Source organism: Bifidobacterium minimum, from assembly GCF_000741645.1.
GTDB lineage: Bacteria > Actinomycetota > Actinomycetes > Actinomycetales > Bifidobacteriaceae > Bifidobacterium > Bifidobacterium minimum.
This window is the reverse complement of the sequence record NZ_JGZD01000009.1, coordinates 554,846-567,513: the sequence shown is the minus strand read 5'-3', so window position 1 is coordinate 567,513 and position 12,668 is coordinate 554,846. Positions and strand designations below refer to the sequence as shown.

General features: G+C 64.5%; 10 protein-coding genes, 1 tRNA gene and 1 pseudogene. 1 reads left to right on the top strand and 11 read right to left on the bottom strand.

Annotated features, from left to right (window positions below; genetic code table 11):
- Positions 1 to 8 precede the first annotated feature (8 nt).
- From BMIN_RS06125 to BMIN_RS09195, 9 genes and pseudogenes are all read right to left on the bottom strand, one after another.
- Positions 9 to 770, bottom strand: a complete 762-nt coding sequence (locus tag BMIN_RS06125) for a DUF1345 domain-containing protein (protein WP_022860604.1) — start codon at positions 768 to 770, stop codon at positions 9 to 11.
- Between the two features lie 222 nt (positions 771 to 992).
- Positions 993 to 1,068: transfer RNA gene (locus BMIN_RS06120), tRNA-Asn, on the bottom strand.
- A 165-nt stretch (positions 1,069 to 1,233) separates the two neighbouring features.
- Positions 1,234 to 2,277, bottom strand: coding sequence for a tRNA (adenosine(37)-N6)-threonylcarbamoyltransferase complex transferase subunit TsaD (gene tsaD / locus BMIN_RS06115; RefSeq protein WP_022860603.1), 1,044 nt, complete (start codon positions 2,275 to 2,277; stop codon positions 1,234 to 1,236).
- The gene (gene rimI, locus BMIN_RS06110; RefSeq protein WP_022860602.1) at positions 2,274 to 2,876 is read right to left on the bottom strand and encodes a ribosomal protein S18-alanine N-acetyltransferase; all 603 of its coding nucleotides are present in this window, start codon (positions 2,874 to 2,876) and stop codon (positions 2,274 to 2,276) included. Before rimI ends, tsaD begins: the two co-directional genes overlap by 4 nt.
- Positions 2,873 to 3,751 carry a tRNA (adenosine(37)-N6)-threonylcarbamoyltransferase complex dimerization subunit type 1 TsaB gene (gene tsaB / locus BMIN_RS06105; protein WP_026647318.1) on the bottom strand — a complete coding sequence of 293 codons (879 nt, stop codon included), beginning with the start codon at positions 3,749 to 3,751 and terminating at the stop codon, positions 2,873 to 2,875. The genes rimI and tsaB overlap by 4 nt, the downstream gene beginning before the upstream one ends.
- A gap of 191 nt (positions 3,752 to 3,942) precedes the next feature.
- Positions 3,943 to 4,440 (bottom strand): annotated as a pseudogene (gene tsaE, locus BMIN_RS06100) (tRNA (adenosine(37)-N6)-threonylcarbamoyltransferase complex ATPase subunit type 1 TsaE); the annotation flags it as partial.
- Positions 4,441 to 4,672: 232 nt separating this feature from the next.
- Positions 4,673 to 5,680 carry a DNA polymerase III subunit delta gene (holA, locus tag BMIN_RS06095; RefSeq protein WP_026647317.1) on the bottom strand — a complete coding sequence of 336 codons (1,008 nt, stop codon included), beginning with the start codon at positions 5,678 to 5,680 and terminating at the stop codon, positions 4,673 to 4,675.
- A gap of 58 nt (positions 5,681 to 5,738) precedes the next feature.
- Positions 5,739 to 7,382: a ComEC/Rec2 family competence protein gene (locus BMIN_RS08095; RefSeq protein WP_162138747.1), complete on the bottom strand. Its 1,644-nt coding sequence runs from the start codon at positions 7,380 to 7,382 to the stop codon at positions 5,739 to 5,741.
- 152 nt (positions 7,383 to 7,534) lie between these two features.
- Entirely contained in the window at positions 7,535 to 7,675 is a 141-nt protein-coding gene (locus tag BMIN_RS09195) for a ComEA family DNA-binding protein (protein WP_420796718.1), read from the bottom strand.
- On the opposite strand from BMIN_RS09195, the gene BMIN_RS08995 reads away from it, so the two are divergent.
- Positions 7,647 to 7,982 carry a hypothetical protein gene (locus tag BMIN_RS08995; protein WP_238565634.1) on the top strand — a complete coding sequence of 112 codons (336 nt, stop codon included), beginning with the start codon at positions 7,647 to 7,649 and terminating at the stop codon, positions 7,980 to 7,982. The genes BMIN_RS09195 and BMIN_RS08995 overlap by 29 nt on opposite strands.
- A gap of 692 nt (positions 7,983 to 8,674) precedes the next feature.
- Here the strand turns inward: BMIN_RS08995 and leuS are convergent.
- A complete protein-coding gene (gene leuS, locus BMIN_RS06080; protein ID WP_022860596.1) occupies positions 8,675 to 11,647 on the bottom strand; it encodes a leucine--tRNA ligase in 2,973 nt (990 codons plus the stop codon).
- Between the two features lie 19 nt (positions 11,648 to 11,666).
- Positions 11,667 to 12,560, bottom strand: a complete 894-nt coding sequence (locus BMIN_RS06075; RefSeq protein WP_022860595.1) for a transporter substrate-binding domain-containing protein — start codon at positions 12,558 to 12,560, stop codon at positions 11,667 to 11,669.
- Positions 12,561 to 12,668 lie beyond the last annotated feature (108 nt).

Here is a 12,668-nt window from a genome sequence, read left to right as displayed (position 1 = left end):
CAGCAGCATCAGATCAGCAGCCCCGCAAGGAGGTTGATGGTCGCGCTCAACAGCAACGTAGTGAAGAGGAACGCGAGAAGCGTATGTCCCAGCGCGACACGACGCATCGCACCCGTGGTCAGACTGGTGTCGGCCACCTGATAGGTCATGCCCATCGTGAAGGCCACATAGGCGAAATCGGCGTATCGCGGAGGCTCGTCGCCGTTGAAGTCGATGCCGCCGACAGGCTCGGCGTAGTACATACTCGCGTAGCGCAAGGTATACAACGTGTGAATCAGCGCCCAGGTCAGCATCAGACTCAGCAACGTCAGCAGTCCCGCGATGCTCACCGAATCGCTTTTGTCACGGACCCTGAGCATCACGAGAATCACGGCGCCCACCGAAGCGAGGCTCGACAGAATCAGCAGCAGATCGGCGGTGGTACGGCTCGGCTCCTCATCCTGGGCATCGGCCTGCGTGGCCTGCGCATCCAGATGACCCACGCGCAGCCACACCCACAGCAGATAGGTGGCGCACGCCACGATCCACGCGATCACCAGAGACACGGCGACATCTACCCTGAGCAACAACGACACGGCACCGCCGACGGCCCCTGCACCGAACATCAGCAGGAGCCGTCGGGTGGACCGCCATCCCGATCCCGACAAAGCCGTCATGCGCGCGATGATAGCACCGTCCACCCACGAGGAAGCCCTGCCATCAGGCCTGCGTCTTGCGGCGTTGCCGGAGCTTACCTGAAATCCGAAACCATGTGCCTTCTCGATGGCCATAACACTGCGACCGTGGCGGATCCCGCAAAAAAGCCTTTCGTACCGGCGTTTCATGCCAGTGCAACCCCGATTACGACATCCCTCATCCACGCGAATCCTCCGGATGTCTACCACATATCGCCGCGCAAGCATGTTCCGGACGAATAGTACTGCCGCATAGATCGTATTGCCGCATATGGGAAACAACAAGCCCCGCGGTCGCTGTGACCGTGGGGCTTCTCATGGCTCCTGCGACTGGGCTTGAACCAGTGACCGTCCGATTAACAGTCGGATGCTCTGCCAACTGAGCTACGCAGGAATGCGTTATGCGAGGCAATTGACTACCGCGCACAAGAATTAGATTCTATACGTCTCCCGGATTTTCGCAAGACGCCGGACCGTTGTGCGTGTCGCATTGATTCCGCCGCTCCGTCGGCACGCCGCCGATCTCCAACCGTGCACGACTCTGCCGCGACGGCCGCTCTCACACGCTGATGGTGGTCAGCGGCATGGATGAATCTATGGGGAAATCCGGAGCGGATGGCCGGATCCCCGCCTCGACGAGGTTGACCCCCAGCATCGCCACCATCGCGCCGTTATCCGTGCACAGATCGATGCGTGGGATGCGGACCTCGACGCCATTGCGGGCCCCGACCTCGATCAGTTTCTCACGCAGCTGCGAATTGGCGGAAAACCCCCCGCCCACGATGAGGGTGTCCGACCCCTCCGCCAGACAGCCGCGGATGGCCTTGGTTGCAAGGACCGTCGACACCGATTCCGCCAGCGACGCGCACACGTCGTCGACCGGGACGTCCTTCCCGTCGGCCATGCGTCCCTCCACCCATCGGGCGACGGCGGTTTTCACCCCCGAGAAGCTGAAATCATAGGGATGCTCATGACCGGCCCTGCCCTGCGTCAGTCCCTGGGGCACCCTGACCGCATGGGGGTCGCCGAGCCGGGCATGTCTGTCGATGTGGGGACCACCGGGATAGGGGAATCCCAGCAATCGCGCCACCTTGTCGAAGCACTCGCCCGCGGCGTCGTCGAGCGTCGTCCCCACGACGTCGACATGTCTGGCCACGTCCGCGACATGCAGAAGCGACGTGTGGCCGCCCGAGACGATCAGAGCCAGCGCGTCCGATGGAAAATCGCCGAATTGAAGCTGCGTGACGGCTATATGCCCTATGACGTGGTTGATGCCATAGATGGGCTTGTCCGCGGCCACGGCGAGCGCCTTGGCTCCGGACACCCCGACGGCGAGGCATCCCGCCAATCCCGGCCCTGCGGACACGGCGATGGCGTCGACGTCGTCAATGGTCATGCCGGCGTCCGCCAAAGCCTTCGACACGACGGGGACGAAGGCCTCGGCATGGGCGCGCGAGGCTATCTCCGGTATGACGCCGCCGTATCGCGCATGTTCGTCCATGGACGACGCGACCACGTTCGACGCCAGATCCCGTCCGGATATCACGGCGGCCGCCGTCTCGTCGCATGTGGATTCGATGCCCAGAACCGTGGGACCGCTCATCTCTCGTCTCCTTGGTTATACGTGGCGCCGATCCGGGCCGCCGCGGACTCCGTTCGGCGTGGGTCACGAGTTTGTTGCGAATCACCGTGTCGTCGTAGGTCGCAGGACATGGTGTAGGCGTCCACGCCCGCCGGCTGGTAGTATCCCCGCCGACGCCCCAGCATGGTGAAGCCGAACCGTCGATACAGCGCGATGGCGGGATCATTGTCGACCCTCACCTCCAGCAGCATGCGCCGGGCGCCCTGTCTGCGGGCCTCGGCTATAAGCCAGCCGAGAAGCCTTGTCGCGACGCCCTGACGGCGATAGGCGTCTGCGACGCCAACGGTCATAAGCTCGGCGTCGTCCCCGTCATACCAGAACCCCGCGTAGCCACGGACGACACCGCCGCCGGAACCCTCATCGGCGTTCCCGACACCATCCCCAGTGCCATCTCGAGCAACGGGATCGACGACGTCAAGCGCATAGGTGCGGGCCGGGGCCTCCAGCTCCTGCTCGACCATGGACGGCGTCCAGGCATCCGGGCCGAATATCCGCGGCTCCATGCCGGCGATGGCCGCGCATGCCCGATCATGGCCGTAGCGTTCCTGCGTGACGATCATCGGGCGACGCCTCTGGCGGGCCCCGACCCGAGAACCTGCTTGAGGGGATGGGGAACGGAGACGTCGGGACGGCGCAGATACAGAGGCTCCACGGGGATCCGACCGTGGTCGCCCCGATCGGCCGCGGCCTCCTCCATGAGTTCCAGTCCCACGGCTCCCGAATCGAGAAGCATCGCATCGGTGACCAGCCCCGGCGAGGAGAGTCCGTCCCACACACCGTCGTAGCGCGCCGCGCCGCGGCCCGCCACATCGACGGCATAGTCGCGGCCGGTGGCCTCACGCAGCGTCTCGATCCGACTGTTGACCCGGTCGACGATGGTATCCGGATAGTCGATTCCCATGGCCGTCGAAGCGTCCGCATGAGCGGCAGCGTGCCCGGAGGGCAGCGGGTCGCCGTTTTCGTCCATGAGAAGGAAGTACAGCTGACGACGTCGCGCGTCGTTCACGGCCAGCGTGAGATGGATCAGATCGTCGCGACGCGCCTCGCCCATGACGCTCCGTGGACGGCGGGTCCGAACGTCCAGGGATGGCAGTCGCGGATCCTTCCGTCGCAGGCATCCGGTCAGAAGAGCCTGCGGCGTGAGGTCATCGACGCCGATGATCTCCGCTCCGGTGGCGTAGGCCAAGGATTTGGCGGTGACGATGCCCACGCGCAATCCCGTGTAGGGAGCGGGCCCCACCCCCACCACGATGCGGGACAGATCGGAGACGTACATTCCCGCCGCCGCGAGCGCGCGGCTGATGTCGGGCATCAGCCTTTCGACATGGCCTCGGGAGTCCCGCTCGATGACGGGCTCGCAGCCCACCACTCCGACGGTGGATCCGAAAGCGGTGTCCACCACCAAGGTCCGATGGCGATCGCCCGTCATTCTCATCGGTTTCACATCCATCGTCATCGCGTCGATCCAGCCATTCCCGTCGTTCCAGAGGTTCCAGTCATCCCAGAGATTCCCGGCGTTCCCGCTTCGGTGGTCCCGCGCAGACGAACGGTTCCAGACTCACGAAGCGCACCGGCTACACCATACACGCCACCGTTCCCCGCACGCATCGCTGACATCCGCTCCTTCCATGAGCCTCCGACCGCGATGATGGATACGACCCGCGGCCCGTCCGCGCTGATCTCGTCATCGTCGTGCGCAGAACGTTCCGCCACCGACCTGTCGATGTGCACCTCAAGTCGGACGGGAGCCAGGGCCACGGCCATCTGCTCGCCCCATTCCATGAGAACCACGGTGCCCCCCGAAGGCGACTCGATCTCCTCGTCCAGACCCAGCGACTCCAGTTCGTCCAGCAGACGATCGGAGGCGTCCTGCCCCGGAGCGAATCCATCGCCCCCCATGCGGTAGGCGTCCACATGCACCAGATGGGCAGGATTCCCATCGGTGAAGCGTCCCGACATCTCGCGGGCGATGGTGAACGTCGGAGACACGACCGGGGACGTGACGCCCAACCCGTGCGCGAACCCCTGGGCGAAGGTCGTCTTGCCCGATCCCAAAGGTCCCGATAGAAGGACCACGTCCCCTCCTCGGCATATCGACGAGATCAGTCCGCCGAGCCTTCTCATCCCATCCGCCGTCCGAACCGTCACCACGAGGGCATCGGAAAGGGAAGACGGGACGGACGAATCGGACGGGACGGACAGGCAAGACGGGACGGAAGGCCTGGATGATGGATCATCGTGCAGGGTGGACGAATCCGACGGGATGGAAGGACCGGATCCTCCTGATGCGGAGGAATCGGCGAATACGACCGACCCGAACGCGCGTCCGACCGACGACCCCCTGTCCGGTATGCGCTCAAATACTGGCATGGCCACCGACATCCTCCCTGCCGCGCGCGGCGATTGCGATAACCGACCGTTCCAGAGCATACATCGGATCCCCCGCGCCACCTTTGGCTGCTTCGTCGGCGTCGGCCAGAAGTCGCACGCACCGGCACATCCCCTCCGAGGTCCATCCGCGCAGCTGCCGCGTCGCCTTGGTCACGGCCCATGGCCGCAACCCGGCCTCGGAAGCGGACAGGGTGCCCTCCCGGATCGCCGAGACCTTCGCCATGGTCCTCAACGTCATGGCCAAAGCTCCGATGAGCGCCAATGGCTGGACTCCCTGCGCCACGGCATCACGCGCCGCGGACACCGCCAGACCGGCGTTCCCCGACATCGCCTTGTCCGCGACGGCGAATCCGGTCATCCGAGGGTTCGCCGTCAGATAATCGGACACCGTGTCCACGCCGAGGGGATCGCAGGGAAAATCATCACACAACTGCTCGCACATGGCGGCGAGTTCGCCGACCGAGTCTCCCAGCACCGCGACCAGCTGCTGGGCCGCCTCCGGCGTCACGCGCTTGCGGCGTCGCTCAAAGCATCGCAGAACGAAGTTCAGCTGCGCCTCGGGCTTGGTCAGATCAGGAACCGCCACTTTGACCGCCCCGGCCTTGACAAGCGCGTTGACGACTCCGCGCCCCTTGGCTCCCCCATCATGTCGGGCGATGACCACGGATTCGGAGTCCCGCCGACCATCCGTGCCACCGCGCGCGGACCTGCAGAAGTCCACCATCGAATCACGCAGCCCCTCATCGGCGTAGGCCAGATTCGATACCGTCACGATGGACACGCTACTGAACAGCGAGGGCCCCACGGCTTCCTCGAACGCGTAGCGGTCGTCGGACGCAGCATCCACGTCCACCAGTTCCGCATCCGGGTGCACGCGCAGAGCCTTTTCACGACACTCCCTGATCGACCGGGAGGCCAGATAGTCATCCTTCCCGATGACTATGGTCATCGGTACCGTCGCCTGTCGTGCCATAATCCTCAATGTCCCGTCATCGGTGGACAAATCCACAACCCGGACTGCACAACCCGGACTACCACAATCGTTCCACGATATTCTTCGTCTCCGTCGTCCATCGACGCAAGCGCGATAACGGGGAACGGTGGAACGCACGTCCCGGACCGCTCATGGCCCGCCGCCGCGCGGCCCTTCCACGCCAGGCAGCGGCCATGACGGCGACCACGACGTAAGTGAGCACCAAGGCCGCCGATCCCCACGGGGACGGAAGCCATGGAAGGATGGAATGCGGGACGGACAAGGACGATGTCGCCGCCGCCTCCATCACCGCGGTTCCCCATGACGCTGCAACCGCACACCAATATGCGAGCAGAGGAAGAACCGGCGACAACGCGAACGCCGTCAGCCCCGCGATGGTCGATACGCCGACGATCGGCGCAACGATCAGATTGGCGATAGGCGCCATCAGAGGAATCTCCGGCTCCAGAAGAACCTGTATCGGAGCGGTCGCCATCTGCGCGGCCAGCGTCATCGACAGCGCCGCGGAGATTGACTTCCCCATCACGGACGCCAGGCGTTCCCGCCATCCGTCGGCGAATAGGACGATGCCGAGAACGGCGGCGCAGGACAAGGAGAATCCATAGCTTCTCGACATCGAGGGATCCACGATGATGGAGATGATCACCGTCCATGACAGCGCCACCAGGCTTCGAGGGCGACGGCCAAGAACCATCCAGCCACTGGACCACACCCCCATGATCAGCGCCCGGGCCACCGAATCGGAGGGGGCCATGACGGCGGCCAGAACCGCACATCCCACGGCCGAGATCAGTCCCGTCAGCCATCGAGGCGAGCGCACGCGACGGCATACGCCATGTATTGCCCCCGTGATGAGTATGAAATGACCGCCAGAAACCGCCATCAGATGCATGATGCCCGCATGGGAGAATCCCTCCCGGACATAATCGACGTACGCTAGGTCGAGCGCCCCCTGATCATCGGCGTCATATCTTTCAGCACCCAGTAACCCCAGGGAGAGACCGGGAACCAGCATCCTCCCCTGATCGGAAAGACGCTGGCACACGCCGAAGAAGTCGTCATACAGGGCCGCCTTCCATCGCGCGAATCCGGATGGCTCAGCGATGACGACGATCGAATCCGCGTTCTCCATAGTCAGCCACGGCTCATCGCCGCCCAGAGGCGAGGCCCGCGCATCAACGACGGCATCGACCGTCGCCCCGGACGCCATGCGCTCGCATGCCGCGTCATCGCCGAACGCCAGGGCGGGCAGAGCCATCCGCCGGTACGTCGACGACGACCCGGCGCCACGGACCATGACCGCGACCTGGCAATCAGCCCCGCGCGATGACGAGACCTCCACAAGACCAGTGAACGTCATTCTCACCGGGTCGATACGGGATCGACCCGGAGAAAGAAGCGCGCCGGCTGACAGGGCTCTGTCGACATCCTGCATGAGCGTGGTAAGCGCCGACAGCATCACAACGACGACCACAAGAGCCACCGTCGGCGCGAGGAAGGGGCGGGCGTGCAAAATCGACATCACCAGTATCCCCGATACGGCGAGGGCCACCGCAGTCGACACCCATATCAACGTCCCCGTCCACGCGCCGACCGGCCACCGCTGCGATATCAGGGATCCGACCAGATGCGTGCAAAGCGAGACGGCCCACGTCGCCGACGCCACCAGCACCATCCGCATATCCCAGCTCCGCCACGGAGACCGCCGACGGCTCCGTTCCATCCCACCGACGGCGCTCCGGTGGCCGACGGACCCATCCCCGGTCACCGGAGCCATGGCGATGGGATCGTCTCCGCCACTCCGAATCAGGGCACCCACGACACCCATGACGCTCACGACACTTTCACCAGCGGTCTCAACCGCTCCATTGTCTTCGCTCCGATACCGGAAACATCGCGAAGTTGGTCAACGGAGTCGAATCGTCCTACGGAACGTCGATGATCCATGATCCGTCCCGCCAACACGGGTCCCACACCCGGTAGGGCATCCAGATCCGATTCATCGGCGCTGTTGAGATCAAGCGGTTCCGCCGTCGGGGACGGCTCCGATTCGTTCTCACCCTCCTCGGTATGGTTCTGTGGATTCTGGGTCGCAACAGGCTGGGTCTCGATCGTCTGCGGTGAATTCCGGCTCTCCTCTTCGCCCGCGGCACTGGGGGACATAGGGGATGCCGACCGGGCGACGGAGCTCGTGGCCGCGGTATTCACCGATCTCGTGACAAGCATCGTCACACTGGCGGAAAACGCGCACAATAGAACCATCATGACCGCAACCGCCTGAACGGGTCCAAAGCCCCTATACGGACGGCGCCGCGGATCGGAGGGAGGATCATGTGGGGATGCTCCGCGGAGGGCGTCCCCGCGCGGCGCGGCATCACGCAACGACACGTCAGGCGGGGATACGCCGCGAATGCCCGCCATGCCATGCATGGAAGCCGCCACGAGATCGGACGACGAACGCGAGTCACAGGCCGCTTCAGGAACACCGGATATGCGCAGCACCGTCTCGTCGCACGACGATGTAGGACGGGAAGCCAAAGGACAGGAAGTCGCGTGGACGGGAGACGGAGACGCGGAAACGCCGTCATGCGGCTGCGGAACGGACCGTAGATCACCGGAACCACCGCAGGAACCGGAACCACCGCGATAAGGCTCAGGACGATCGGAAAGAGACCGGAGACGACACAGCGCGGACTCTCCTACCAGACGAGTCCGGCCTCCCCCGCAGGGCGTTCGCGGGGACGACGCGCCACGCGCGGACCATGGCATGGAACGAGAGACAGACATGCCCCCATGATGCCGGGCGCAAGCGGAGCGCGGCAACGGGAACGGCCCATGTGGTCGGACGCCTCACCCGCTATCGGCCACCGGAACGCCTCCATGGCCTCCTACCGGACGCCGACGGAAACTCACGACACCAGGACGCCCGCCACAGGAGGCTCCCGCCACATGGGACGGCAGCATCTACAGCATCTACAGGGCGGGAACGATCGAGACGATCTTCGGAGCCTTGACGATGATCTTCCGAGGCTCCTTGCCTCCCAGGCGGGACGCGACCGCGTCCAGAGCCATGGCCCTGAGCTCGGCGGGGTCGATGTCGGGGCTCACCTCGAGCTTCGCACGGACCTTGCCGGCCACCTGGACGACGGCCGTGACGGTGTCCTGACCCACGTAACGCTCGTCGGCCCGGGGCCACGGAACATGCGCGAGCGAACCCTCATGGCCCAGACGGCTCCAAAGCTCTTCGCAGATATGCGGGGCGATGGGCGAAAGCATGAGGACGAGAGGCTCCACCACGGAACGCGGAACGACGGGCAGCGATGTGAGATGGTTGTTGAGGACGATGAGCTTTGCGATCGCCGTGTTAGGACGCATCCCCTCCATCTCGGCCGTGACGTCGACGATGGTGTTGTTCAGCAGCTTGAGGGTGCGCACATCGGGGGCGTCGTCGACCACCACCAGATCACCCGTGCGCTCATCGATCACATTCCGCCAGAGCCGCTGCAGGAAGCGCATCCCGCCGACCACGTTGCGGGTGTTCCATGGCCGGGACTCGTCCAATGGCCCCATGCTCATCTCGTACAGTCGGAACGTGTCCGCTCCGTAATCGCGGTACATGTCGTCGGGCGTAATGATGTTCTTCAGACTCTTGCCCATCTTACCGAACTCGCGGTTGACCGGTTCGCCGTGCCATGTGAAGGTCGGCTCGCCCGAGGCGGAATCCGGCCCCTGCTCGACCTCCGCCGCGGGGACGTACTGTCCGCGCTCATCCGTGTATGCGAAGGCCTGGATCATTCCCTGGTTGAACAGCTTGTGGAACGGCTCCGGGGAATCCACGAAGCCCAGATCGTACAGCACCTTGTGCCAGAAGCGCGAGTAGAGCAGGTGAAGAACCGCGTGCTCGACGCCGCCGACGTACAGGTCGACTCCGCCGGAATCACCCGCCGTGGCGTTGTGATGGGGACCCATCCAATAGTCGTATTCGTCGCCCTCCACCATGTGACGTTCGTCGCGGGGATCAAGATAGCGCATGTAGTACCAGCAGGATCCCGCCCAATTGGGCATGGTGTTGGTGTCACGGTGATAGGTCTTCGGACCGTCTCCGAGATCCATCACGACCCTGACCCAATCCTCGTTGCGGCTCAGAGGCGCCTCGGGATTGGACGCCGAGTCGTCGGGGTCGAACGTCTTGGGACTGTAGTCGGGGACCTCGGGAAGGTTGATCGGCAGCTGGTCGTCGGGAACGAGATGCGGCACGCCGTCCTCGTCGTAGACGATCGGGAAGGGCTCGCCCCAATACCGCTGTCGTGAGAACAGCCAGTCGCGCAGGCGATAGCTCACCGTTCCCTTTCCCACGCCGGCGGACTCCAGCCATTGCGAGACCTTGGCGATGGCCTCGTCGACCCGAAGTCCGTTCAGCGACAGAGGCCGGCCCGTCGTGGCGGTGGCCTCGACGCTGGAGTTGACCACGATGCCGTCATGGGAGACGAAAGGCGCTTTGCCGACGTAGTTCTCGAGGCCGTCATCCGATTCGGGGAGCGGTGAAACCGTGTAGATCACCGGCAGGCCGAATTTGGCGGCGAAATCGTAATCGCGCTGGTCCCCTCCCGGCACGGCCATGATGGCGCCCGTGCCGTAGTCCATGAGGACGTAATCGGCGGTAAACAGCGGCAGACGCGCCCCGGTTATGGGGTTGATGGCGTAAAGGCCCGTGAACAGACCGGTCTTCTCCCCCGCCTCGTCGACGCGGTCCTTCGCCGTCTTCGATTCCGCGGAGCGTCGATACTCGGCCACGGCCTCACGCGGGCCTGCGTATCCACCGGTCCAGGACGCGGGAACGCCGTCGGGCCACCGCTCCGGAACGAACTGCAGAAGGTCGTGCTCGGGAGAGACGACCGCGAACGTGGTGCCGAACAACGTGTCCGGGCGCGTGGTGTACACCTCCATGTCCTTGGTGCCCTCGGCGGTCTCGACGGCGAAGTGCACCGAGGCCCCATGGGACTCCCCGATCCAGTTTCGCTGCATGAGCTTGACCTTCTCGGGCCAGTCGATGGTGTCAAGGTCCTCGATAAGTCGATGACCATACGCGGTGATGCGCATCGACCATTGACGGAGCTCGCGCTGGAACACCGGGAAGTTCCCCCGCTCGGAGCGCCCCTCGGCCGTGACCTCCTCGTTGGCGAGCACCGTCCCGAGGCCTGGACACCAGTTGACCGGCGACTTCGAGATGTAGGCCAGACGGTACCCGTTGAGGACATCGGACTTCTCCGCTGCGGTCAGGTCGTTCCACGAGCCGGACCCATGCCCGGGAATAACGCGGCTCCCATCCTCGAACTGGGCGATCAGCTCCGAAATCGGACGCGCAGACCCCTTGCCGCCATCCGCGCGGATCGCGTCGGGATCGTACCAGGCGTCATAGATGCGCGAGAAGATCCACTGCGTCCAGCGCATGTATCCGGGATCGATCGTCGCGAAGCTTCGACGGTCGTCGAAGCTCAGTCCCATGCGATGAAGCTGACGGCGCATATTGGCGATGTTGGCCTCCGTCGTGACGCGTGGATGCTGCCCCGTCTGGACGGCGTACTGCTCGGCGGGAAGACCGAACGCGTCATAGCCCATGGCGTGCAGGACGTTCTCGCCCTTCATGCGGTGGTAGCGGCTGACGACGTCCGTGGCCAGATACCCCAGAGGATGCCCGACGTGAAGGCCCTTGCCCGAGGGATACGGGAACATGTCCATGGCGAAGTACGATGGCCGCCCCTCGGCGTTGCGACCTCGCGAATCCTTCAGATCCCCGGAGACATTGGCCGCCCAGAACGTGCCCTCGTCATCCCAGTAGCTCTGCCATTTCCCCTCGATCTTCTGCGCCAGATCGGCATTGTACCGGAACGGCGTCCTGGCCGCGTCGTCGGAGTCCCTGTCCACGCTCTTCTCGTTGTCGCTCATAAGTGTGGATTATCGTGCGTCAGCTGGACACGGAGCCGCCATGTATCTCTATGTGGTCAATGGTGAGCGTCGACGCCACCCGATAATCCGCGTTCTCCCTGAGTGATGCTGCCATCTTCGCCCACGATCCGTCACGCACCATCCTCACCAGCGCCGCCTTCACCGTTCGCGACAGCTCGGTGGCACCGCTGCGGACTACGACGCCATGCGGCGATTGACCATACCTCCAGGAGGACATCGCGACGAGTCCGGCACCCTCCGCCTTGACCAGACCGGAGAGAACCGCGTCATCGCCGGCGACGGCGTCGGCCTGTCCCACCATCAGGGCCGTCAGACATTTCTTGTAGCTCGCGCGCGATGAGATCACCGCGTCGTGGCTTCTTCTGCCCACCTCGACGTCAGCCCCGGAACCGTCGACCACACACACGACACGATTCGCCAACGCCCCGGGTCCCGAAATGTCCTTCCTGTCGTCCGCGCGCACCATAAGACCCTGTCGGGCCGACAGATAGGGACCGACATACTGCCAGGCCTTCCCGGATCCCGCATCGGCCGGCAAGGCGGAGAAAGCCACGTCGATCGTGCCGGATTCCAGCTTCTCGGAGACGTCCTGCACGGATACGGGGACGAACACGACCTGCGACTGCCCATATCCCAGAACGCCGGTAACGTAGCGCGCCACGTCGACGTCGAGGCCCGAATACGCGCCGTCGTGCTCAAGGGACACCCCGGGCTCATCAATGGTGATGCCCACCGGAATCGCAGGCCCCTGCGGAAGCGTCGAGGATCCGGTCACGGGAGAGCAAGCGACCTGCGACAACAGCGCGAGCCCCGTCATCATAAGGGCCAGAGCACGGTGAAGCCGCCGCCAGGGACGACGCCACCGAACGCCGGAGGTCCACCACGCCGGCATGGTTCTCGATGGTCTCGATGGTCTCGACGGTCTCGATGGTTTCATGGTGAACCAGCATAATCGGGGCTCGGGAGCCGCCCCGGCAGCCGTCCGACGGGGATGGACGCA

Excerpts from the sequence above, each read along its gene's own strand:
- BMIN_RS06125 (WP_022860604.1), bottom strand. The coding sequence starts at position 770 with ATGGCCATCGAGAAGGCACATGGTTTCGGATTTCAGGTAAGCTCCGGC.
- tsaD (WP_022860603.1), bottom strand. The coding sequence starts at position 2,277 with ATGAGCGGTCCCACGGTTCTGGGCATCGAATCCACATGCGACGAGACG.
- rimI (WP_022860602.1), bottom strand. The coding sequence starts at position 2,876 with ATGATCGTCACGCAGGAACGCTACGGCCATGATCGGGCATGCGCGGCC.
- tsaB (WP_026647318.1), bottom strand. The coding sequence starts at position 3,751 with ATGAGAATGACGGGCGATCGCCATCGGACCTTGGTGGTGGACACCGCT.
- holA (WP_026647317.1), bottom strand. The coding sequence starts at position 5,680 with ATGGCACGACAGGCGACGGTACCGATGACCATAGTCATCGGGAAGGAT.
- BMIN_RS08095 (WP_162138747.1), bottom strand. The coding sequence starts at position 7,382 with ATGCGGATGGTGCTGGTGGCGTCGGCGACGTGGGCCGTCTCGCTTTGC.
- BMIN_RS08995 (WP_238565634.1), top strand. The coding sequence starts at position 7,647 with ATGATCCGTCCCGCCAACACGGGTCCCACACCCGGTAGGGCATCCAGA.
- leuS (WP_022860596.1), bottom strand. The coding sequence starts at position 11,647 with ATGAGCGACAACGAGAAGAGCGTGGACAGGGACTCCGACGACGCGGCC.
- BMIN_RS06075 (WP_022860595.1), bottom strand. The coding sequence starts at position 12,560 with ATGCCGGCGTGGTGGACCTCCGGCGTTCGGTGGCGTCGTCCCTGGCGG.